A 21,708-nucleotide genomic window follows, 5' to 3' on the forward strand; every position below is an offset into this window, starting at 1 on the left:
CGGTGGGTTGGCCTCCACCGGCTCCCGCCGGTTAGGTTTCCCTCATGACCGACACGACTCGCACCACCGGCGCCGCGGCCGCCGGCCTCGCCACCCTCGCCGCCGACGGCACCGTCCTCGACACCTGGTTCCCCGCCCCCCGGCTCACCGACGAGCCCGGCCCGTCCGGCACCGAGCGGCTGTCCGCCGAGAAGGCCGTGGAACTGCTCGGCGAGGGAGCCGCCAAGGCGATCGGCCCGGACACCCGGCGAGGCGTCGAGGTGGTCGCGGTCCGCACGGTCATCAACTCCCTCGACGACAAGCCCCTCGACACGCACGACGCCTACCTGCGCCTGCACCTGCTCTCCCACCGCCTGGTCAGGCCGCACGGCCAGAGCCTGGAGGGCATCTTCGGCCTGCTTGCGAACGTCGCCTGGACCTCCCTCGGCCCGGTCGCCGTGGACGACGTCGAGAAGGTCCGGCTGAACGCCCGCGCCGAGGGCCTGCACCTCCAGGTGACGTCGGTCGACAAGTTCCCGCGCATGACGGACTACGTGGCACCCAAGGGCGTCCGCATCGCCGACGCCGACCGGGTCCGCCTGGGCGCGCACCTGGCCGAGGGCACCACGGTCATGCACGAGGGCTTCGTGAACTTCAACGCGGGCACGCTGGGCACGTCGATGGTCGAGGGCCGCATCTCCGCGGGCGTCGTGGTGGGCGACGGCTCGGACATCGGCGGCGGCGCCTCCACGATGGGCACCCTCTCCGGCGGCGGCAACGTGATCATCGCCATCGGCGAGCGCTGCCTGATCGGCGCCGAGGCCGGCGTCGGCATCGCCCTCGGCGACGAGTGCGTGGTGGAGGCCGGCCTGTACGTCACCGCGGGCACCCGCGTGACGATGCCCGACGGCCAGATCGTCAAGGCCCGCGAACTCTCCGGCGCCTCGAACATCCTGTTCCGCCGCAACTCCGTGACCGGCACGGTGGAGGCCCGCCCGAACAACGCGGTGTGGGGCGGCCTGAACGAGATCCTGCACAGCCACAACTGACATACCGGCCCCGGGCCGGGGCCCGTACCGCGGACACCCGCGGTACGGGCCCCGGCCCGTACCGGTACCGGTGCCGGTGACGACCTGCCGGGGGAGGCGCGTACCGCCGGCCGCACCCGCTACCCGGACACGCAGGCCCGGTAGGCCGCCAGCAGTGCGTCGACCGTCTCGCGGCCGGCGGGCCGCAGGGGTGCCCGGACGGGACCGGCCGGCAGGCCGAGCCGGTCCAGGAGGCCCTTCGCGGTGACCGTGCCCGGCAGCCCCGAGGCCGTCATCGACTCGACGAGTTCCAGCGCACGCCGCTGGAGGCGCGCGGCCCCGGCCGTGTCACCGGCGTCGAACGCGTCGAGGACGGAGCGCAGATGGCGGGGGACGACGTTGGCGACGGTGCTGATGTACCCGGCCGCGCCCACCGCGTACAGCGCGAGGATCTGCTCGTCGCAGCCCGCGTAGTAGGCCAACTCCGTGCGGGAGAGCACCTTCTGGGTGCCGAGGAGGTCGTAGGAGCAGTCCTTGACCCCCACGATCCGGGGGTGCTCCGCGAGGCGGATCAGCGTCCGCGGCTCTATGCGGGTGCCCGTGCGGCCGGGGATGTCGTAGAGCAGGACCGGCAGCCCGGACGCGTCGGCGACCTCGCGGAAGTGCGCCTCCAGGGCGTCCTGCGGAGGGCGGCTGTAGTACGGGCTGACCACCAGCACGCCGTCGGCGCCCGCCCTCTCGGCGGCGAGGGCCAGTTCGACGGTGTGCCGGGTGTCGGCGGTGCCCACGCCCGCCACCAGGGCGGCCCGGTCCCCGACCGCCGCCCGCACGGCCCGCACCAGCTCCGCCTTCTCGGCGTCCGACGTGGTCGGGGACTCGCCCGTGGTGCCGGACAGGACGAGTCCGTCGCAGCCGTCCGCCACCAGACGGGCGGCGAGGCGCTGGGCGCCGTCGAGGTCCAGGGCGCCCGACGAGGTGAAGGGCGTGACCATCGCGCAAAGCGTGCGGCCGAAGGGGGCGGCGGGGAAGGCGGCGTTCGTCATGGGAGCAGTCTCGGCACCGTGATCGTGAAGCTCCACTTAAATCTGCTACGAGGTACGGCTAAGGACTGCTGCGACGTCGTCGGTGCGGCGAACCCTCCGCACCGCACGGGTAGCCGTCATTCCTGTGGGTACCCGGAGCGTCACCACCGCGAGAGGAGGCGGAGCACGTGGCAGGTACCACGGAGACCCGGCCCGTCCACGACGGGCACCACACGGTCGGAGAACTCGTCGGACAGGCGAGCGAACAGCTCTCCCGGCTCGTCCGGCAGGAGATGGCACTGGCCAAGGAGGAACTGGCCGAGAAGGGCCGCCGCGCCGGCCGCGGCGGCGGTCTGCTGGGGGCCGCGGGCGCGTTCGCGTACGCCGGTCTGCTGGCCCTCGCCGGCACGGGCGTCGCCGCCCTCTCGCTGGTGCTGCCGGTCTGGGCCGCGGCTCTCATCGTGACGGCGGTGCTGTTCGTGATCGCCGCCGTCCTGGGCGCGACCGGACGCAGTCAGCTGCGTCAGGCCACGCCGCCCACCCCCGAGGCGGCCCTCGGCAGCGTCAAGGCGGACGTCGAGGAAATCAGGGAAAGGGCGCACCGATGACGGACAGGGCAGCCGCGGACGGTGCCGCGGAGCTGCGCAGGCAGATAGCACAGACCAGGAGCCAGCTGGGCGCCACGGTCGAGGAACTGGCGGCGAAGACGGACCTGCGCGGGCGGGCCAAGGCCCGTGCGGCCGACCTGAGGGACCGGGCCGGCGCGATGACGGTCCAGCTCCGCAGCACGGCGGCCCAGGCGGGGCACACCGTCCAGGAGAAGGCGAAGGGCGCGGGGCACACCGTCCAGGACAGGGCGGGCCGCGTCCGCCACACGGCCCTGGACAGGGCGAAGGGCACGCGGCACGAACTCCGGGACCGGGCCGCGCTGACGGGCGAGGACCTGCGGCACACGGGGTCCCACGCGGAGGGCGCCGCCCCGGCGACGCTGCGCGCGCCGGTCCGGTTCGCCGCGCGGCATCCGCGGCCGGTGGTGATCGCGGCCGCGGCGGGCGTCGCGCTCGTGGCGGCGGGAGTGCTCGGCCGCCGGCGCCGCTGGGCACGCTGCTGACCCGACTGCCGGCAGGCGCCGGTCGCCGGGCGACGGCATGTGGGGCCCGGGCCCCCCCCCGGGGCCCGGGCCCCCCCCCGCCCGGGGCCGGGGGCCCCCCCCGCCCCCCGGGGCCCCCCCCCCCCGGGGCGCGCCGGGCCGGGGGCCGGCTGGGGGGCCCGGGCCCCCGGGGGGGGGGCCGGGCCCACATGCCGTCCGGGCCCGGGTCCGCCCGCCGGTCACGGCGGAACGCCCTGCCGGGGCCGGCCGGACGACGTGCCCGGCCGGCCCCGCCGACAGCCGGTTACGGCGTGAACCGCAGCACCTGCGGGTCGTGGTCGCTGATCTGGTCGTGGAACTCCGCGTTGATGTGCACGCTGTCGTACGTGAGGTCGCAGCCGCGCCGGATCGACGGGCTGACCAGGATCTGGTCGAGGACCTGGCTGTTGCCCTGGTAGACGTACGAGTAACGCTCGCTCCTCGGCAGCGACTTGACCGCCGACCACAGCTCGCCGTCACCCTCGAGGAGCTTGGCGGTGTCGGAGAACTCGAAGTCGTTGATGTCGCCGAGCGCGACGACGTCCGCGTTCTTCTGGGTGTCGAGGATGTCCTTGACGAAGGCGTTGACCAGCGTGGCCTGCTGGTGGCGCTGGGTCTCCGAGCTGCGCGCCGCCGGCTGGTACTGCGAGGTCAGCCCCTGGTCGCCGCCCTTGGAGTTGAAGTGGTTGGCGATCACGAACACCGTGCGGCCGCGGAAGACGAACTCGCCGACCAGCGGCTTGCGGCTGTCGTCCCAGGCCGCGTTCGCCGGGTCGATCCGGCCGGGAGAGACGGTCAGGGCCGCCTTGCCGCGCTCCCTGGTGACGCCGGCCGCGGTGGTGGCGTCGCCGCCCGCGCGGTCGGTGAAGGAGACGCGCTCGGGGTTGAACAGGAACACCTGGCGGATGTTGCCGCCCGGCTGACCGCCGTCGGTCTTGTCCACCGGGTCGATCGAGCGCCAGTCGTAGCGGGGGCCGCCCGCGGCGACGATCGCGTCGATCAGCTCGGTCACCGTCCGGTCGGCGGCCACCGTGCCGTCGTCGGTGGCGCCGTTGTTGTCCTGGATCTCCTCCAGGGACACGACGTCGGGCGACCTCAGGTTGTTCACGATCGCGGCGGCGTGCGCCCCGAACGTGGTGTCGGACGGGTCGAGGTTCTCGACGTTGTACGTCGCGACCGCCAGCTCGCCGTTCTTCTGCTTCCGGGTCGTCTCCCGCTCCGTACCGGCGCTCTCGAGCGTGCCGATCCGGTTGGCGGCGACGGTGTAGCCGCCGAACTGGTTGTAGTCCAGCGGGCCCGCGGTGGTGCCGGCCAGCCGGTCGCCGACGTTCGCCGCCGGGAAGTCGGCGGACCTGCCGAGCGACTGGATCTGGAGCCGGCCGGTGTTCTGGGCGTCGTAGGAGCCGTAGACCGTGCCGCCGCGGCGGTTGCGGTTCTCCCACGGCTTCACCGTGACCCACAGCTCGGTGTACGGGTCGGTGGCGCCGACCACGCGGACGTCGGAGACCTCGACGTTCATGCCCTCGAGGGACTCGTAGAGGTCCAGGGCGTAGGCGCCGGGCCGCAGGGGGAGGGCGTTGACCGAGTGGTTCACGGCGGGGTCGCCGGCCGGGGCGTAGGCCGCCGGCACCGACTTCGCGTCGACGACCGTCGCGGCCGGGACCGCGTTGCCCGCGGAGACCGCGGTCACCGTCGGACGGACGATCTCCGTCACCGCCTGGTTGCCGGACGAGGTGCCGCCCGGGACGTACTCCGAGACCGTGCCGGAGACGCTGACCGCGTCCCCGACGGCGACCTTCGGGGCCGAACCGGTGAAGACGAAGACGCCCTCGCTGGTGGCCGGGTCGGCGTCCGGGTTCGGATCCTGGATCCAGAAGCCCTTGGACGAACCGTAGGTGCGCACACCCGTGACGATTCCGGTCACGTCCGCGACCTGCTTGCCGGCGTACGGCGAGACGCGGGTGGTGCCCTGGATGTCGTGGATGCGCACCGAGTCCGCGTGCGCGGGCGCGGCGACGACGACCGCCGACGCGGCGGAGCAGACGGCGGCGACGGTGAGCGCGGCGAGGCGCGTGGAAGACCTGCTGGGCAAGGGATTCCCTCCGGGGACGTTCATGAGCGCCGGGACGAGGGTGGACGTGGGGCGCGGATGACGCGCGTAGAAGCCGGTGAACACCTGTCCCCCCAACTTCTACGCGCGTCAATCTCCTGCCTGGCCAGTCCAGTTGTCAAGGTTTCGGCCATGTACGAGACCTGACCGGTAGATGAACCGGGCGGCATGGGGTGAAACCCGTCTAGGCTGAACGACCGAGTGGCACCACGCGTCCGAGGAGAACAGCCGATGTCAGACAGCTCCCCCCTGCCGCCGGTGCGGCTGCACCCCGAAGCGGAGCTGGCGCGCGACGCGCTGTCCACGCCGTTGCTCTCGCGGGCCGTCCTCCTGGCCCGTTGGGCCGGGCCCGGCACCCGCGTCGACGCCGGCGGCGGACTCGTCGACGAGCAGCTCCCGGCCGCCGCGGAAGCGCTCGGACTCACCGGCGACGACGCCGCCGCCCACGCGAGCGAGGCCTGGCGGGTCGCCGTCGACGCCGGGCTCGTCGAGGTCACCGACGAGGAGGCCGGCACCGTCACCGCGGGCGAGGACCTCCCCCTGCTCACCGGCGGCGCCCCGCACGACGTGCTCGCCGTCTGGCTCGCCGCCCTGGAGGCCGTCCTCGCCGACGCGACCGTGCCCGACCTCGACGACCTGGTCGACGCCATGGACGAGGGCGGCGAGATCGACTTCTCCCGGCTCGACTGGGACCCCGAGGGCGAGGCCGCCTTCCTCGACGGCGTGCTCGGCAACCTCTACCTGCTCACCGTCACCGAGGACGGCCCCGGCGGCGGCCCCGTACCGCTGCCCGCCCTCGCCGCCTCCATGATCGTCCCCGGCGACCTGGGCGAACCCACCAACGACATGCTGGAGCAGATCTCCGACGCGATGATGCGTCTCGACGACCAGTTCCGGCTCCTGGAGCCCATCGGACTGGTCGCCTACCGGCCCGTCGACGAGGCCCTGATGGGCGACCCCGAGGAGGAGCCCGCCGCCGCCGTCGACGAGACCGACGTCTCCCGGTACGGCATGGTCCGCCTCACCCCGCTCGGCCTCTACGGGCTCCGCGCGCGCCTGCTGGAGGCCGGCTTCCAGGCGCCGGCCGTCGGGGACCTCGTCGACAAGGGGGCCGACGCCCTCCTCGACGGCAGCTCCGGCTACGGACCGCAGGCCGCCCGCGCCGAGACCGAACAGTGGCTGGACCGGCGCGAACCCCTCGACGCCGCCCGCGAACTGCTCGACGCCGCCCGCGGCTCGGACGAGGGCGCCCCGCTGCGCCGGCTGCGCTGCCAGCAGGCCCTGTCCCTGGTCGGCGCACGGGCCGAACCTGCCGTCCGGGAGGTCCTCGACGACCCCGAACTCGGCGGACTCGCCCGGGTCTGGCTGAGCGAGCTGGGCGCCGCCGACGTGCCGCCGCCCTCCGAGGACCTCGTCTACTGGCTCACCATCGACACCCTGGCCGCCCAACTGGCCGCCGAGGGCAACTCCGACGAACTCCAGGGGCTCGTCGAGGGGCTCGCGCAGCAGCACAGCGGCTTCTTCGCCGCGGCCTGGCGCGTCGGGCACCCGGCCACCGCCGACGTCCTGGAGGCCATGGGGCGCCTGCACCCGGACAAGCGGATCGCCAAGGAGGCCCGCAAGGCCGCGTTCAAGGCACGCTCGCAGCAGGGCGGCTGACCGAAACGGGTTCGCACCCCGCGTGCCCCGCCGCCTGCAGTGAGGGCACGACGACGCACCTCCCGGTGCGAAGGCGGCGGCTGCTTCTCTTCCCCTGATCTCGGGCACCCTCCCCCTGCCGTGCCTCCCTCCGCAACACCATCGAACTCGGGGGGAATCCAGCACGGCGCGCTTCCACTCCCGGACCCCGCAACCCCGAGGCCCGTACCGCACCAGCGGTGCGGGCCTTCGCCGTGCGGCCCTTTTCCCGCGCCGCGGCCCTTCTCCCGCCGGCCACTGACATCTAACATGTCAGTCCATGGAGCCACTACGACCCGTGCCCCGCACCCTGCTCAGGGAGCGGGCGTACGCAGCGATCCGCGACGCCATCGTGGCCGGGGAGATCGAGCCCGGCGCGGTGGTGCGCGACGCCGACCTCGCGGAGCGGCTCGGGCTGTCCCGGGCGCCGGTCCGGGAGGCGTTCGCGCGCCTCGTGGACGAAGGGCTGCTGGAGAGCAAGCCGCAGAGCTACACGCGGGTGACCCCGGTCGTCGCCGGCGACGTACGGGACGCGGCGGCCGTGGTCGGCGCGATGCACGAACTGGTCACGCGGGTGGCGGTGCCCCGGCTGTTCGCGGCGGACGTCGAGGCGATGCGCGCCGCCAACGAGCGGTTCGGCGCCGCCGTCGAGGCCGGTGACGTCGAGGGCGCCCTGCGCGCCGACGACGCGCTGCACGACGTCCTCGTCCGGGTGAGCGGCAACCGCGCGGCCGCCGCCACCGTCGCCCGCTACACCCCCCTCATCCGGCGGCTGGAACGACGGCGCTTCGGCGAGGGCGGCACCTGCCGCTCGGCCGGGCTGCACGACCGGCTGATCGCCGCCTGCGCGACCGCCGACGCGGACGAGGCGGTCCGTGTCACGGCGGAGATCTGGCGCACCCTCGCGGATCTCGCCGACACCGACACCGACACCGACACCGGCACCGGCGTAACCGGCACGGACACAGACACGGACGTCGACACCGATACCGGAACCGACGGCCGGCCGTCCCGCTGAAACCGTCCCACCGAGACCGTCCCACCGAGACCGTGCTGCCGAATCCGCCCCGGGAGGCGACATGTCCCTGTCCTCGTACGAGCGTTACCCGCTGCTCTTCGGTCCGTCGCCCGTGCACCCGCTGCACCGGCTGACGGAACACCTCGGCGGCGCCGCCCTGTGGGCCAAGCGGGAGGACTGCAACTCCGGGGTCGCGTACGGCGGGAACAAGACGCGCAAGCTGGAGTACCTGATCGCCGACGCCCTCGCGCAGGGCTGCGACACCCTGGTGTCGATCGGCGGGGTGCAGTCCAACCACACCCGGCAGGTGGCGGCCTGCGCGGCCCGCGCCGGACTCAAGTGCGTCCTGGTGCAGGAGAGTTGGGTGGACTGGCCCGACGCGGTGTACGACAAGGTCGGCAACATCCTGATCAGCCGGCTCGCGGGGGCCGACGTCCGGCTGGTGCGGGCCGGGTTCGGGATCGGCTTCAAGGAGAGCTGGGAGCTGGCGCTCCGGGAGGTCGAGGAGTCCGGTGGCAAGCCCTACGCCATCCCCGCCGGCGCCTCCGACCATCCGCTCGGCGGGCTGGGTTTCGCCGGCTGGGCGTACGAGGTGGCGGAGCAGGAGCGAGAGCTGGGCGTCTTCTTCGACACCGTGGTCGTGTGCTCGGTGACCGGGTCGACGCAGGCCGGCATGGTCGCCGGGTTCGCGGCGCTGGAGGAGGCGGGCGGCCGGCCCCGGCGCGTCCTCGGCGTCGACGCCTCGGCCGAGCCGGCCGGGACCCGGACGCAGATCGCCCGCATCGCCCGGCGCACCGGGGAACTCATCGGGGTGCGGAGGGAACTGACCGAGGCGGACGTCGAGCTGGACGAGCGCTACCACGCCGGGATCTACGGCGTCCCCGACGAGACCACCCTGGAGGCGATGCGGCTCGCCGCGCGCACCGAGGGCATGGTCACCGACCCCGTCTACGAGGGCAAGTCGATGGCCGGACTCGTCGACCTGGTCGCGCGCGGCGAGATCGGCCGCGACTCCACCGTCCTCTACGCCCACCTGGGCGGCCAGCCGGCGCTCAACGCCTACAGCGCGCTGTTCTGAGCCCGGACGGCGGCACGCCGGTCCTCGCTACCATCGGGGGGAATCCCCGGTTGACGAGGAGTGACGGGATGACGCAGGTCAAGCCCATGCGCGCGGACGCCCGCCGCAACTACCAGCGGTTGCTGACGGCGGCGGCCGAGGCCTTCGCCGAGCACGGGGAGGGCGCGTCCCTCGACGACATCGCCAAGCGGGCGAGCGTCGGCTCCGGCACGCTGTACCGGCACTTCCCCACGCGCCAGGCGCTGCTGGAGGCGGCGTACGTCGACCGGGTCGAGGCGCTCGCCGTGCGCGCGGCCGAACTCGCCGCGCGCCTGCCGCCGGGCGAGGCGCTGGTGGAGTGGCTGAACGAGGTGTGCGTCGGCACGATCCAGGTGCGCGGCATGAAGGCGCTGCTGGGGTCGGCCGTCACCGACGCCGGCAGCGCCGCGGCCACCGTCTGCGGTACGACCGTGCAGGGCGCGGCGGCCCGGCTGGTGGAGGCGGCACAGCGGGAGGGGACGCTGCGGGCCGACGTCGAGCCCGTGGAGGTGCTGCGGCTGGCCCACGGGGTGGCGACGGCCGCGGAGCTGGCGAACGGGGGCGCGGTCGGCATCCGCCGGTACGTGTCGCTGCTGACGGAGGGGCTGCGCCCCGCGCGGTGAGCGGGGCGTGGTGCCCCTCGGCGGCGGGCGCCCCCGCCGCCGAGGGGCACCCGGGTGCGTCGTCGGGGGCCGGCCGGCCCGCGGGTCAGAGCGCCTGCGCCGCCGGCTTCACCATGTTCCGCACCGTGCGGGCCTTGACGAAGTCGCCCATGGCCGTCATCTCCCACTCGCCGGTGAACTGGCGGATCAGCTTGGCCATCATCACGCCCGTCTGCGGCTCGGCGCTCGTCAGGTCGAAGCGGACCAGCTCCTCGCCGGTGGCGGCGTCCAGGAGACGGCAGTAGGCCTTGGCGACCTCGGTGAACTTCTGCCCGGAGAAGGAGTTCACGGTGAAGACCAGACCGGTGACCTCCTGCGGGAGCCGGCCCAGGTCGACGACGATCACCTCGTCGTCGCCGCCGCCCTCACCGGTGAGGTTGTCGCCCGAGTGCTTGATCGCGCCGCCCACGATGGACAGCTTGCCGAAGTAGCAGCTGTCGATGTGGTTGCGCTGCGGGCCGTAGGCGATCACCGAGGCGTCCAGGTCGATGTCCCTGCCGCGGTACGCCGGCTCCCAGCCGAGGCCCATCTTGACCTGCGAGAGCAGCGGGCTGCCGCCCTTGACCAGGGACACCGTCTGGTTCTTCTGGAGGCTGACGCGGCCCTTGTCCAGGTTGATCTTCCCGGCGCCGGGGGCGGGCGGGGCCGGGGGAGCGGGCGGTGCGGCCATCGGCGGGGCGGGCGGGGTGACCGGGGGCTGCGCCGCGGGCATGGGCGGGGCGGCCGGCCGGGCCGGGGCGGCCGGGGCGGGCTCCTCCACGGTGACGCCGAAGTCGGTGGCGATGCCGGCCAGGCCGTCGGCGTACCCCTGGCCGACGGCGCGGGCCTTCCAGGCGCCGTTGCGCAGGTAGATCTCCACGATCACCAGCGCCGTCTCGGTGCCCAGCCGCGGGGGGGTGAACGTGGCCAGGACGCCGTTGTCGTCGGCGCCGCGGATGGTGGCCGTCGGCTCGATGCCCTGGAAGGTCTGGCCCGCCGCGTCCGGGCTCGCGGTGACGACGATCTTCTCGATGCCCGGGGGCAGTGCGGAGGTGTCGACGATGATCGCGTCGGGGGCCGCGCCGCCGCCGGAGCGGTAGGTCACGCCGGGGCCGGCCGGCTGGTTGTAGAAGATGAAGTCGTCGTCGGAGCGCACCTTGCCGTCGGCGGTGAGCAGCAGGCCCGAAACGTCGAGACGCACGGGGGCGGCGACGTCCACCGCCACACGGGTGACGGGGAGAGGGATGTTCGAGCCGGGGGTCATAGCTGTCATGCCGGGTGAACGAGCGAGGGCGTTTTACCGTTCCCTTACCTGTGGTCCGATCGGGGCCGGTGGGCCCGCGGGGGCCGCGCCCCGCCGCCCCTCCCCGCCCCGTCCCCGAGGAGGGTGAGTGCCCCGGGGACGGGACGGGCAGGGGCGCCGGGGCGCGGAAACCCCTACGGGACCACCACGATCTTCCTGCCCACGCCCGCGGCGAACTGGTCCAGGGCCCGGGGGTACTGGTCCAGCGGGAGGCGGTCGCTGATGAAGACGTCCGGGTCCAGCACCCCGTTCGCGAACAGCTCCGCCGCCCGCTCGTAGCTGTGCAGGACGGCCATGGAACCCGTGATCGTGATCTCCTGGTTGTAGATCCGGTACGGGTCGATCGTCACCCGCGTCGCGTAGTCGGCGACCCCGAACTGCAGGAACGTGCCGGCCTTGGAGACCCGCTCCAGCCCGTCCTGGATCGCCGCCGCGTTCCCCGTCGCGTCGATGACGAGGTCCCACCCCTGGGGCCGGTCCAGCTCGTCCGGGGTCGCCGCCGACGCGGAGACCCCCAGCCGCCGCGCCGTCTCCAGCCGCGCCGGGTTCAGGTCCACCACGTCCACGCTCGCCGCACCGGTCCGCTTCGCCAGCTCCAGCATCATCAGGCCCATGGTCCCGGAGCCGTAGATCAGCACGTGGGCGCCGAGACGCGACCGGAGCACGTCGTAGCCGCGCACCGCACACGACAGGGGCTCGATCAGCGCCGCGTCCTCGGTGCGGACGTGCTCGGGCAGCTTCACGCAGTTCGCCACCGGCGCCACCGCGTACTGGGCCGCGCCGCCGGCCGCCGTCACGCCGATCGCCGCCCAGCGCTCGCAGAGGTTGTTGTGGCCGGTGCGGCAGTAGCGGCACTCGTGGCAGTACAGGGACGGGTCGACGGCCACCCGGTCGCCCACCGTCACCTCGGTGACCTGGGCGCCGGTCCCCACCACCGTGCCGGCGAACTCGTGGCCCGGCACGATCGGCAGCTTCGGCGCGAACTCGCCCTGGAGGATGTGCAGGTCGGTGCCGCACAGTCCGCAGGCGGCGACCTCGACGACGACGTCACGGGGCCCGGGCGTCGGGTCCGGGACCTCGGTGACGACGGCGCGGCCGATGGACTCGATGACGGCGGCCTTCATTTCACGGCTCCCAACGACAGGCCCTGGACCAGCTTGTCCTGGGCGGCGAACCCCGCGGCGAGCACCGGCAGGGAGATGACGAGCGACGCGGCGCACACCTTCGCCAGGAACAGGCCCTGGCTGGTGATGAAGCCGGTCAGGAAGACCGGGGCGGTCTCGGCGACGACGCCCGTGAGGACCCGGGCGAACAGCAGCTCGTTCCAGCTGAAGATGAAGCAGATGAGGGCCGTGGCGGCGATGCCGGGCAGGGCGATCGGGCCCACCACCCGCGTGAGGACGGTGGGCAGGCGGGCCCCGTCCACCCGTGCCGCCTCGATGACCGCCACCGGGACCTCGGCGAGGAACGACTGCATCATCCACACCGCGATCGGCAGGTTCATGCAGGTGTAGAGGACGACCAGCAGCCAGATGTTGTCGAGCAGGCCGGTGTCCCGCGCGAAGAGGTAGATCGGCAGCAGGCCCGCGACGGCCGGCAGCATCTTCGTCGACAGGAAGAAGAACAGCACGTCCGTCCACTTGCGCACCGGGCGGATCGAGAGCGCGTAGGCCGCCGGGACGGCCAGCAGCAGCACCAGCAGGGTGGACGCCACCGAGGCCACCGCCGAGTTGGTCAGCGCGGGCCAGGGGCTGGCCCCGCCGTCCGTGCCGAAGAACTCGCGGTAGCCGTCCAGGGTGAGCGGCGCGGTGAAGGAGGGCGGGTTGGTCGCCGCGTCCTCCTCGGAGTGGAAGGAGGTCAGCGCCATCCACGCGATGGGCAGGAAGAAGACGATCCCGGCCAGCCAGGCCAGCAGGCCGAGTCCGGCGCCCTTGCGGCGGGCCCGTACGGTCGGTGCGTTCATGCGCGCGACACCTCCTCGCGGAACAGGGACGACACCACGCGCAGCGCGAAGGTGGCGATGACGATCGAGCCGATGACCACCAGGACGCCCGCGGCCGACGCGAGGCCGTTCTCGTGGGCCTGGTAGAAGCTCTGGTAGACGGTGTAGGGCAGGTTGGCGGTGCCCAGGCCGCCGGACGTGATCGTGAAGACGGCGTCGAAGTTCTGCACGATGTAGATCGAGCCCAGCAGGGCGCCCAGCTCCAGGTACCGGCGCAGGTGCGGGAGCGTCAGGTGCCGGAAGATCTGCCAGTCGCTCGCGCCGTCCACCCGCGCGGCCTCCAGCTGCTGCTGGTCCCGGCTCTGCAGCCCGGCCAGCAGGATCAGCATCATGAACGGCGTCCACTGCCAGACCAGGGAGGCCTCCACCGCGAGCAGCGGGGTGTCGGAGATCCAGTCGGGCTGCGGGCCGCCGACGTAGTGCAGCAGGCCGTTGAGCAGGCCGTACTCGGGGTTGTAGAGGACGTGCTTCCACAGCAGGGCCGCCGCCACCGGGACCACCAGGAAGGGGGCGATGAGGAGCGTGCGGACCACGCCCCGGCCGCGGAACCTGCGGTCCAGGAGCAGGGCGAGGCCCAGGCCCAGGACGAGGCTGGCCAGCACCACCGAGGCCGTCAGCACGACCGTCGTCCACACCGAGTGGCGCAGGTCGGCGTCGCCCAGCACCTGCCGGTAGTTGTCGAGGCCGGTGAAGCCGCGGGCGTCGGGGTAGAGGGCGTTCCAGTCGTAGAACGAGATCACCAGCGTGGCCACGAACGGGAGCTGGGTCACGACGATCATGAAGACGAGGGCGGGCAGCAGCGGGGCGCGGGTGGCCCAGGCGCGCAGCCGGGGGGAGGGCCGGCGCCCGGCCGGTACCGGGGTGGTGGCCACGGGGGCCGTGGTCGTGGCGGTCATCGGCCCTCGTACTCCTCGGAGATGCGCTCGGCGAGCTTCTGGGACTTCCTCAGGGCCGACTCGACGGACTGGCGTCCGGCGATGGCCGCGCTGATCTCCTGGGAGACCTTGGTGCCGAGGTCGGTGAACTCGGGGATGCCGACGAACTGGATGCCGGGCGCGGGGCGCGGCTGCACGCCGGGGTCCTTCGGCCGGGCCCCCTCGATGGCGGCCTTCGTCATGTCCTGGAAGGCGGACGCCTCGGCCCGGTAGGCCGCGTTGGCGTACGTCGAGGCGCGCTTGCCGGCGGGCACGTTCGACCAGCCGATCCGCTCGCCGACCAGCTGCTCGTACTCCTTGCCGGAGGCCCAGGAGACGAACCGCCAGGCCTTGTCGGTGTTGCGGGAGGCCTTCTGGATGCCCCAGGCCCAGGTGTAGAGCCAGCCGGAGCTCTCCGTCCTCTCGACGGGGGCGGGGGCGTAGCCCATCTTGCCCTTGACCGGGGAGTTCGCCGCCTCCAGGGAACCGGCGGCGGAGGTGGCGTCGTACCACATGGCGACCTTGCCCTGGGTCATGTTGTTCAGGCACTCGGCGAAGCCGGACTGGGCGGCGCCGGACTCGCCGTGCTCGCGGACGAGGTCGACGTAGAACTTCGTCGCCTTCCCGAACTCCGGCGAGTCGAGGCGCGCCGTCCAGTCCTCGTCGAACCAGGTCCCGCCGAAGGTGTTCACGACGGTGGTGAGCGGTGCCATCACCTCGCCCCAGCCGGGCAGTCCGCGCAGGCAGATGCCCTTCATGCCGGGCTCGGCCCCGTCGGCCTTCGCGGCCAGGTCGGCCACCTGGGTCCAGGTGGGGCGCTCGGGCATCGTCAGACCGGCCTTCGCGAAGACGTCCTTGCGGTACATCAGGAAGGACGACTCGCCGTAGAACGGCTGACCGTAGAGCTTCCCGTCGTCGGCGGTGAGCGACTCGCGCATCGGGCCGAGGACGTCCTGCTCGTCGTAGGCCGGGTCCCGGGCGACGTAGGAGTCCATCTCGTGCAGCCAGCCGTTGCGGGCGTAGATCGGTATCTCGTAGTTGGACAGGGTGGCCACGTCGTACTGGCCCGCCTGGTTGGCGAAGTCCTGGCTGATCTTGTCGCGGACGTCGTTCTCCGGCAGGACGGTGAAGTTCACCTTGATGCCGGTGTCCTCGGTGAAGTGGGCGGCGGTCAGTTTCTGCAGCTCGGCCATCTGGGGGTTGTTGACCATGAGGACGTTGAGGGAATCGCCGCCCGATCCGGCCCCGCCGGCTCCGGTCCAGCAGCCGGAGAGCAGGGGGGCGAGCAGCGTCCCTGCGGCGGCCAGGGCGAGCGTGGCTCGCGGTGGCCGCCGTCGGCTCGGGGTTCGCATGGATCACTCCTGGACGTGTGGGGTGGGTGGGGCGTAGGTGGCCTGTGGGGGGCAAGAGGGCGCGCGGGGGCAGGGGAGTGCCCCGGGCGGGGGAGAGGGCCGGTTCTCCCGGGCGTGTTCGTGGGCCGGCCCGTGGCGGTGCGCGTCGGCGTGCGCCGGGGTCCCTCAGACGCGGACGACCTGCGGCCCCAGCAGGGAGTAGCGGTGGGCCTCGGGGGCCGGCAGCAGCGTGCTCGTCACGATCGCCTCCAGGGAGCCGACCTCGGCGAACCGGCAGAAGCTGACGGCGCCGAACTTGGTGTGCACGCCGACGAACACCGTGCGGCGGGCGGCCCGTACCGCCTGCGCCTTGACCTCCCCGACGGCCGGGTCGGGGGTGGTCAGGCCGTGCTCACGGGAGATGCCGTTGGCGCCGATGTAGGCGAGGTCGACGACGAAGCCCGCGAGCATCCTCGTCGTCCAGTGGTCCACCGTCGCCAGGGTGCCGGCCCGCACCCGGCCGCCCAGCAGCAGGACGGACACGTTGCCGGTCTCCGCGAGGGCGCCCGCGACCGGCAGGGACGCGGTGACCACGGTCAGCGGCCGGTCCCGGGGCAGCGCCTCCGCGATGAGCTGCGGGGTGAACCCCTCGTCGACGAACACCGTCTCGGCGTCCCCGAGGAGTCCGGCCGCCGCGGTGGCGATCCGGCGCTTCTCGGGCACGTGGCTGGTGGCGCGGAAGGCGAGGGTCGTCTCGAAACCGGCGCTCTCCACGGGATACGCGCCGCCGTGCGTGCGCCGCACCAGTCCGTGGTCCTCCAGGGCGCGCAGGTCCCGCCGTACGGTCTCCCTGGCCACGCCCAGTTCGGTGGCGAGCGCGGCGACGTCGACCGAGCCGGTGGCGCGCGCGGCCCGCACGATCTCCCGCTGGCGCTCCTCCGCCGTCCTCGGGGTCACTGCCGTCACCTCGTTCTTCCGCCCGTTTCTGCCCGTTCGGGCCCGGTCGGGCCCATGGGGGAAGTTCTACAACGGGGTTGAGGCGGTGACCAGGCCTGTCATGGGCCCGATACGGCCCGTCTGTGCCCGTTTCCCGCGGCCGGTATCCGCTGCGGACCTGCGTGATCGTGGCGGCGGGCGCCGGTTCGGGCAGTGCGGACGCCCGAACGCGGGGGGGGGGGGGGGGCGGGGGGGGCCCCCCCCCCCCCCCCGCGCCGCTCCCGGGGGAGCGTCAGTACGGCCAGATCGGGGGGTCGTTGACGAAGTGCCCGCCGAGGTGGGTGTGCGCGACGTTCCCCGGGTCCAGCTCACCCTGCTCGGCGATCAGCTTCTCGGCCCACGGCTCGGAGTCGTCCTGCGGCTCGTAGCCGAGCGCCCGCGCGCCGGTCAGGTCCCACCACAGCCGGGTGTTGGCGGAGGAGCCGTGGACCACGGTGTGTCCGACGCCCTCGGCGGTCAGGGCGGCGTGGAACAGCCGGGCGCCGTCGGCCGGGCTCATCCACACCGACAGCATCCGGACGCTGGTCGGCTCCGGGAAGCAGGAGCCGATGCGCACCGAGACGGTCTCCAGGCCGTGCTTGTCCCAGTAGAACTGGGCGAGGTCCTCGCCGAAGGCCTTGGACAGGCCGTAGAAGGTGTCCGGGCGGTGCGGGGTCTCGACGGGGATGAGGGGGTCGTCGCCCCGGGGGCTGGGGGTGAAGCCCACCGCGTGGTTGGAGGAGGCGAAGACGACGCGTCGCACGCCCTCCTCGCGGGCGGCCTCGTACAGGTGGTGGGTGCCGACGATGTTGGCGCCGAGGATCTTCTCGAAGGGGGCTTCCAGGGAGATGCCCGCCAGGTGGATGATCGCGTCGACGCCCCGCACGGCCTCCCGCACGGCGTCGAGGTCGGCGAGGTCGGCGACGATCGCCTCCGGCTCGCCCTCGATCGGGCGCAGGTCCATCAGGCGCAGCTCGTAGCCGTACGCGGGGAGCAGTTCCCGCATCAGGGTGCCGAGGCCCCCGGCGGCGCCGGTGAGCAGGACGGTGCGCGGAGCGGGCATCCTCGGGTCTCCTTGGGGCGACGGGTGCGGCAGGCCACGGGCCCGACGGCCGTATGCGTGGACGTCATTCACATGCGTGGACAAGCTAAGGATCTCCCGCCCGTCACGTCAAGTGTCTCGCGGGGGCGGAGGATCGGCTCCCGTCGGGCGGTTCGCGCGCTTGACCGGGCGTGAGGGCCTTCATAGGGTGAGTCCGTTCATAGATGTGGACATTAATCAGAAGAACGCACGCGTCGTCCTAGGGAGAGCCCGTGACGCCAGCCCCGCTCGCCGCACGTCTGCGCGTCCCCAGCGGACCGCTGTTCTTCCCCGTCACCGCCTACGGCCCCGACGGCTCCCCCGACCTCGACGTCTACCGCGCGCACGTCCGCCGCGGCATCGAGGCCGGGGCGGCCGCCGTCTTCGCCTGCTGCGGCACCGGGGAGTTCCACGCGCTCACCCCCGAGGAGTTCGAGACGTGCGTGCGCGCGGCCGTGGACGAGACGGCCGGACGCGTGCCCGTCGTCGCCGGCGTCGGCTACGGGACCGCGCTCGCGGTGCGCTACGCGGGCCTGGCCGAGGCCGCCGGCGCGGACGGACTGCTCGCGATGCCGCCCTACCTCGTCGTCGCCGGCCAGGAGGGGCTGCTGCGGCACTACCGTGAGCTGGCCGCCGCGACCGGGCTGCCGGTGATCGTCTACCAGCGCGACAACGCCGTCCTCACCCCCGCGACGGCCGTCGAACTGGCCCGCACGGAGGGGATCATCGGGCTCAAGGACGGGCTCGGCGACCTCGACCTCATGCAGCGCATCGTCAGCGCCGTCCGCACCGAGGCCCCCGGCGACTTCCTCTACTTCAACGGCCTGCCGACCGCCGAGCAGACCCAGCTCGCCTACGCCGCCATCGGCGTCCCCCTCTACTCGTCCGCCGTGTTCTGCTTCGCCCCCGAGATCGCCCTCGCCTTCCACCGGGCGCTCGCCACCGGCGACGAGGCCACCGCGCACCGCCTCCTCGACGGCTTCTACCGCCCCTTCGTCGAACTGCGCGCCCGGGGCCGCGGTTACGCGGTCTCCCTCGTCAAGGCGGGCGTACGGCTGCGCGGCCTCGACGTGGGCGAGGTGCGGCCCCCGCTGCACGAGCCCGGCGAGGACCACGTCAAACAGCTCGCGCAGCTGATCGACCGCGGGTACGCGCTGCTGGAGGAGGGCCGGTGAAGGCGTCGGCGTTCGTCTACCCCTGGGACGTCAACGGCGACCCGGCGGCACCCGACCGGATCGCCGCGCTCGGCGTCCGGCAGGTCACCCTGGCCGCCGCCTACCACTCCACCCGCGCCCTCACCCCCCGCCACCCCCGCCACCGCGTCGTCACCGCCGAACACGCGGCCGTGCTGTACCCGGCCGGCAGCCGCTGGCAGGGCCGCGCGCTGCGCCCGTACCCGGCCGGGGACTGGGCGCCCGGCGACGCGTACGGCGAGGCCGCCGCCGCGCTCGCCCGGGCCGGCCTGGAGGTGCACAGCTGGGTCGTCCTCGCCCACAACTCCCGGCTGGGTGCCGAGCATCCGGAGACCTCGGTCGTCAACGCCTACGGCGACCGGTACCCGTGGGCCCCGTGCATCGCGCAGCCCGCCACGCGCGCGTACCTCGTCGACCTCGCCGCCGAGGCCGCCGTACGGCCCGGCGCGGCCGGCACCGAACTGGAGTCCCTCGGCTGGTACGGCCTCCAGCACCTGCACGCCCACGACAAGACCGGCGGGGTCGGGCTCGGCGAGGCCGGCCAGTACCTGATGTCGCTCTGCTTCTGCCCCGCCTGCCGGACCGGCTACGACGACCTCGGCCTGGACGCCGACGAGCTGGCGGCGGCCGTGCGGACCGCGCTGGAACCGGTGTGGCAGGGGCTGCCGGACGACGGGGGCTGGGCCGGCGTGGAGAAGCTGCTCGGCACGGAGCCGGCGACGGCCACGCGCGCGTGGCGGGACGCGACCGCCCGCTCGCTCCAGGAGGAGGCCGTCGCGGCCGTCCGCGCGGCGGCGCCCGAGGGCTTCCAGGTGCTCCTGCACGCCGACCCGGTATCCCACCACGTGGGCGCCAACCCCGGCGTCGACCCCGCGCACGTCCTGGCGGTCGCCGACGGCGTGGTCGTGCCCTGCACGGGCGGGGCCGCGCTCCTGGTCCCGTTCGCGGAGCAGCGCCGGGAGGAAACCGTGATCGCCGCCAACCTCACCGTCGTCTCCGGCATGGGCGGCAGCCCCGGCACGCTGGCCGCGGACGCGGCACGCGCGCGGGAGCTGGGCGCCACGGAGCTGCGGCTGTACCACGCGGGACTGGCCTCGGACGCCGACCTGGACGCGGTCCGCGCGGGACTCGGCGCGCTGTGAGCGGCTGCGCCGTGAACCGGCGCGGTGGTGAGCGGGCGCGGTGGTGAGCGGGCGGGCCGGTGGTGGGCGGGCAGGGTGGCACGGCGCGCCGGGCGGGTGCCGCGGCGCGGCCGGAGCGGCCCGTCGCCCGGCGACCGCCGGGCGGGGCTCGGGCGGCCTCCGGCGGAGTCGGGCCGGACCGGGGGGTGGTGAAGAGCCGGGTCGAGCCGAGCCTTGTCGAGCCGGGCGAGTTTGTCTGAGCCGGTCCGGTCCGGGGCGAGCCGGTCCGGGCTGAGCTGGGCCGAGTCTGTCTGAGCCGGTCCGGGTCGAGCCGAGCCGGTCTGAGCCGGTCCGGGCGAAAAGACGGTCCGTTCCGCGATGAGTCCGGGCCGCTCCGCCGGTCTGCCCTGCAGACACCTATCCGGAGGAGCGGCACATGTCCCACATCGGCACCGGCACGGACACCGGCACGGACATCGGCACGGGCACCGACATCGGCACGGACACCGGTCCGACGGCCCCCGACCTCGGAGCGCAGGCCGGGATCGTGGCCCGCCTCGCGGCGGGCGTGCGGGACGACCGGCTCGCGGACGGAACGCCCTGCCCCGCGTACGCGGTCCGCAACCTGCTGGGCCACCTCGCCGGCCTCGCCGTCGCCTTCCGCGACGCCGCCCGCAAGGACTTCGGCCCGACCACCGACACCCCTCCCGACGGCATCCCCGACGTCGGCCCCGGCTGGCGCGAGGAACTGCCCCGCGTCCTCGACGAACTCGCCGCGGCCTGGCGGGAGCCGGCCGCCCGGACCGGCATGACCCGCGCCGGCGGCATCGACCTGCCGGCCGAGGTCGCGGCCGCCGTCGCGGTCGACGAACTGGTCGTCCACGGCTGGGACCTCGCCCGCGCCACCGGCCAGGACTACGTCCCCGACCCGGCCGCCCTCCGAGCGTCCCACGCCTTCCTGCTGGCGGCCGCCGAGGACCCCACCGGCGGCGGAGGCATCTTCGGCCCCGTCGTACCGGTCCCGCCGGACGCCCCCCTCCTGGACCGCACGGTCGGCCTCAGCGGCCGCGACCCGTCCTGGACCCCCGGACGGGCGTGAGACGGGCATGAGACAGGCGTGAGACGGGACGGGAGCCACGGGCGCCCTCCGGGCCGTGCGTCACGGGCGCGCGAGCCCCGCCGGGGGCGCGAGCCGGGGCCGGAGACGCGCGCGTGATCCGGGCGCGATCCGCCGGTGCGGTGCGTACGCTCCCCCCCCACGCACCTCGGCCTCACCGTCCTCGGCGCCGCCTCCCCGCGTCCCGGGCCGGGGCGGCCCTGTTCCGGCTGCCTGGTGCGGGGCGGGGGCACCGAGGTGTGGGTGGACGCCGGACCGGGGACGTTCGCCGAGTTGCGGAGGCACACGGATCCGCGGCGGCTCACCGCGATCCGGACATCGCACCTGCACGCCGAGCACAGCGCGGACCTCCTCGCCGCCGTCCACGCCTTCGCGTTCGGTGGCATGACCCCGCCAGCCCCAGCCCCAGCCCCAGCCCCGGCCCCGGCCCCGGCCCCGGTGCCGGTGCCGGTGCCGGTGCCGGTGTACGCGCCGCGCGACCGCCCCCTGCGCCTGGCGGGCCTCCTCGGCCGGCCCGACGTGCGGTTCCTGGACGGGATCCTCGACTTCAGGCCGCTGCACGACGGTCACACGGTCCGGCACGGGGACCTTCGCCCCACCTCCCGCGCGGTGCTCCACGACACCGAGGCGTACGGGCCGCGCGCCGAGTGCCGGGGCGGCGTGCCGGCCCACTCGGGAGACGGCGGACCGTGCGACGCGCTCACCGAACTCGCGGGGGGCGCCGACCTGTTCCTGCGCGAGTCCGACGTCGACGCGCATCGCGAAGGCGAACGGCGGGTGCACCTCACCCCGGAGGACGCGGGCGCCTTCGCGAAGGGCGCCCGGGAACTGCTCGTCACCCACGGGGGACCCACCCTCACCCGGGAGGCCGCGGCCGACCGCGCCGCGCCGGTCCTCGGCGGACGGACCACCGCCGCGCGCGAGGGCGACACCGTCTCCCTCTGACGAGCGGACCGGCCGGCGGACCGGCC

At 74.1% G+C, this 21,708-nt stretch carries 20 protein-coding genes; 11 read left to right on the forward strand and 9 right to left on the reverse strand.

Annotated elements, in window-relative coordinates; genetic code table 11:
• Window positions 1-44: 44 nt before the first annotated feature.
• A complete protein-coding gene (gene dapD / locus ACF09K_RS29075) occupies window positions 45-1,028 on the forward strand; it encodes a 2,3,4,5-tetrahydropyridine-2,6-dicarboxylate N-succinyltransferase (protein WP_392248234.1) in 984 nt (327 codons plus the stop codon).
• Between the two features lie 119 nt (window positions 1,029-1,147).
• On the opposite strand, the gene dapA is transcribed toward dapD, so the two are convergent.
• Window positions 1,148-2,050, reverse strand: a complete 903-nt coding sequence (dapA, locus tag ACF09K_RS29080; protein WP_392248236.1) for a 4-hydroxy-tetrahydrodipicolinate synthase — start codon at window positions 2,048-2,050, stop codon at window positions 1,148-1,150.
• 167 nt (window positions 2,051-2,217) lie between these two features.
• On the opposite strand from dapA, the gene ACF09K_RS29085 reads away from it, so the two are divergent.
• Both ACF09K_RS29085 and ACF09K_RS29090 read left to right on the forward strand, forming a co-directional pair.
• The gene (locus tag ACF09K_RS29085; RefSeq protein WP_363091176.1) at window positions 2,218-2,637 is read left to right on the forward strand and encodes a phage holin family protein; all 420 of its coding nucleotides are present in this window, start codon (window positions 2,218-2,220) and stop codon (window positions 2,635-2,637) included.
• The gene (locus tag ACF09K_RS29090) at window positions 2,634-3,140 is read left to right on the forward strand and encodes a DUF3618 domain-containing protein (RefSeq protein ID WP_392248238.1); all 507 of its coding nucleotides are present in this window, start codon (window positions 2,634-2,636) and stop codon (window positions 3,138-3,140) included. The genes ACF09K_RS29085 and ACF09K_RS29090 overlap by 4 nt, the downstream gene beginning before the upstream one ends.
• 283 nt (window positions 3,141-3,423) lie before the next feature.
• On the opposite strand, the gene ACF09K_RS29095 is transcribed toward ACF09K_RS29090, so the two are convergent.
• On the reverse strand, window positions 3,424-5,250 hold the full coding sequence (locus ACF09K_RS29095; RefSeq protein ID WP_392248240.1) for an endonuclease/exonuclease/phosphatase family protein: 1,827 nt from the start codon (window positions 5,248-5,250) through the stop codon (window positions 3,424-3,426).
• Between the two features lie 249 nt (window positions 5,251-5,499).
• On the opposite strand from ACF09K_RS29095, the gene ACF09K_RS29100 reads away from it, so the two are divergent.
• The 4 genes from ACF09K_RS29100 (at window position 5,500) to ACF09K_RS29115 (ending at window position 9,682) form a co-directional block, all read left to right on the forward strand.
• Entirely contained in the window at window positions 5,500-6,927 is a 1,428-nt protein-coding gene (locus ACF09K_RS29100) for a hypothetical protein (protein WP_392248242.1), read from the forward strand.
• A gap of 298 nt (window positions 6,928-7,225) precedes the next feature.
• A complete protein-coding gene (locus ACF09K_RS29105) occupies window positions 7,226-7,963 on the forward strand; it encodes a GntR family transcriptional regulator (RefSeq protein ID WP_392248244.1) in 738 nt (245 codons plus the stop codon).
• 61 nt (window positions 7,964-8,024) lie between these two features.
• Complete coding sequence (locus ACF09K_RS29110) at window positions 8,025-9,041, forward strand: 1-aminocyclopropane-1-carboxylate deaminase (RefSeq protein WP_392248246.1); 1,017 nt, start codon at window positions 8,025-8,027, stop codon at window positions 9,039-9,041.
• A 68-nt stretch (window positions 9,042-9,109) separates the two neighbouring features.
• A complete protein-coding gene (locus ACF09K_RS29115; RefSeq protein WP_392248248.1) occupies window positions 9,110-9,682 on the forward strand; it encodes a TetR/AcrR family transcriptional regulator in 573 nt (190 codons plus the stop codon).
• 85 nt (window positions 9,683-9,767) lie between these two features.
• Here the strand turns inward: ACF09K_RS29115 and ACF09K_RS29120 are convergent, their stop codons facing one another.
• The 7 genes from ACF09K_RS29120 to ACF09K_RS29150 all read right to left on the reverse strand — a co-directional run bounded on the left by ACF09K_RS29120 (window position 9,768) and on the right by ACF09K_RS29150 (window position 17,288).
• Window positions 9,768-10,964 carry a TerD family protein gene (locus ACF09K_RS29120; RefSeq protein WP_392248400.1) on the reverse strand — a complete coding sequence of 399 codons (1,197 nt, stop codon included), beginning with the start codon at window positions 10,962-10,964 and terminating at the stop codon, window positions 9,768-9,770.
• A 173-nt stretch (window positions 10,965-11,137) separates the two neighbouring features.
• Window positions 11,138-12,127, reverse strand: coding sequence for a zinc-dependent alcohol dehydrogenase family protein (locus ACF09K_RS29125; RefSeq protein WP_392248250.1), 990 nt, complete (start codon window positions 12,125-12,127; stop codon window positions 11,138-11,140).
• Window positions 12,124-12,966 (reverse strand): carbohydrate ABC transporter permease, encoded by an 843-nt coding sequence (locus ACF09K_RS29130; protein ID WP_366061755.1) that lies wholly within the window; start codon window positions 12,964-12,966, stop codon window positions 12,124-12,126. Before ACF09K_RS29130 ends, ACF09K_RS29125 begins: the two co-directional genes overlap by 4 nt.
• Window positions 12,963-13,901 (reverse strand): carbohydrate ABC transporter permease, encoded by a 939-nt coding sequence (locus ACF09K_RS29135; protein ID WP_392248252.1) that lies wholly within the window; start codon window positions 13,899-13,901, stop codon window positions 12,963-12,965. Before ACF09K_RS29135 ends, ACF09K_RS29130 begins: the two co-directional genes overlap by 4 nt.
• Window positions 13,898-15,271 carry an ABC transporter substrate-binding protein gene (locus ACF09K_RS29140; protein WP_392248253.1) on the reverse strand — a complete coding sequence of 458 codons (1,374 nt, stop codon included), beginning with the start codon at window positions 15,269-15,271 and terminating at the stop codon, window positions 13,898-13,900. Before ACF09K_RS29140 ends, ACF09K_RS29135 begins: the two co-directional genes overlap by 4 nt.
• Before the next feature lie 165 nt (window positions 15,272-15,436).
• On the reverse strand, window positions 15,437-16,207 hold the full coding sequence (locus ACF09K_RS29145; protein WP_392248255.1) for a DeoR/GlpR family DNA-binding transcription regulator: 771 nt from the start codon (window positions 16,205-16,207) through the stop codon (window positions 15,437-15,439).
• 271 nt (window positions 16,208-16,478) lie between these two features.
• Entirely contained in the window at window positions 16,479-17,288 is an 810-nt protein-coding gene (locus ACF09K_RS29150) for an NAD-dependent epimerase/dehydratase family protein (protein ID WP_392248257.1), read from the reverse strand.
• Between the two features lie 251 nt (window positions 17,289-17,539).
• Here ACF09K_RS29150 and ACF09K_RS29155 point away from each other — a divergent pair, with 251 nt between their 5' ends.
• From ACF09K_RS29155 to ACF09K_RS29170, 4 genes are all read left to right on the forward strand, one after another.
• Window positions 17,540-18,481: a 5-dehydro-4-deoxyglucarate dehydratase gene (locus tag ACF09K_RS29155; RefSeq protein ID WP_392248259.1), complete on the forward strand. Its 942-nt coding sequence runs from the start codon at window positions 17,540-17,542 to the stop codon at window positions 18,479-18,481.
• Window positions 18,478-19,641: a hypothetical protein gene (locus ACF09K_RS29160; RefSeq protein ID WP_392248261.1), complete on the forward strand. Its 1,164-nt coding sequence runs from the start codon at window positions 18,478-18,480 to the stop codon at window positions 19,639-19,641. The genes ACF09K_RS29155 and ACF09K_RS29160 overlap by 4 nt, the downstream gene beginning before the upstream one ends.
• A gap of 415 nt (window positions 19,642-20,056) precedes the next feature.
• Complete coding sequence (locus tag ACF09K_RS29165; protein WP_392248263.1) at window positions 20,057-20,719, forward strand: TIGR03086 family metal-binding protein; 663 nt, start codon at window positions 20,057-20,059, stop codon at window positions 20,717-20,719.
• 135 nt (window positions 20,720-20,854) lie between these two features.
• Window positions 20,855-21,682 (forward strand): MBL fold metallo-hydrolase, encoded by an 828-nt coding sequence (locus ACF09K_RS29170; RefSeq protein ID WP_392248265.1) that lies wholly within the window; start codon window positions 20,855-20,857, stop codon window positions 21,680-21,682.
• Window positions 21,683-21,708: the final 26 nt, after the last annotated feature.

It is taken from the genome of Streptomyces sp. NPDC014882, from assembly GCF_043081325.1.
Classification (GTDB): Bacteria; Actinomycetota; Actinomycetes; order Streptomycetales; family Streptomycetaceae; genus Streptomyces.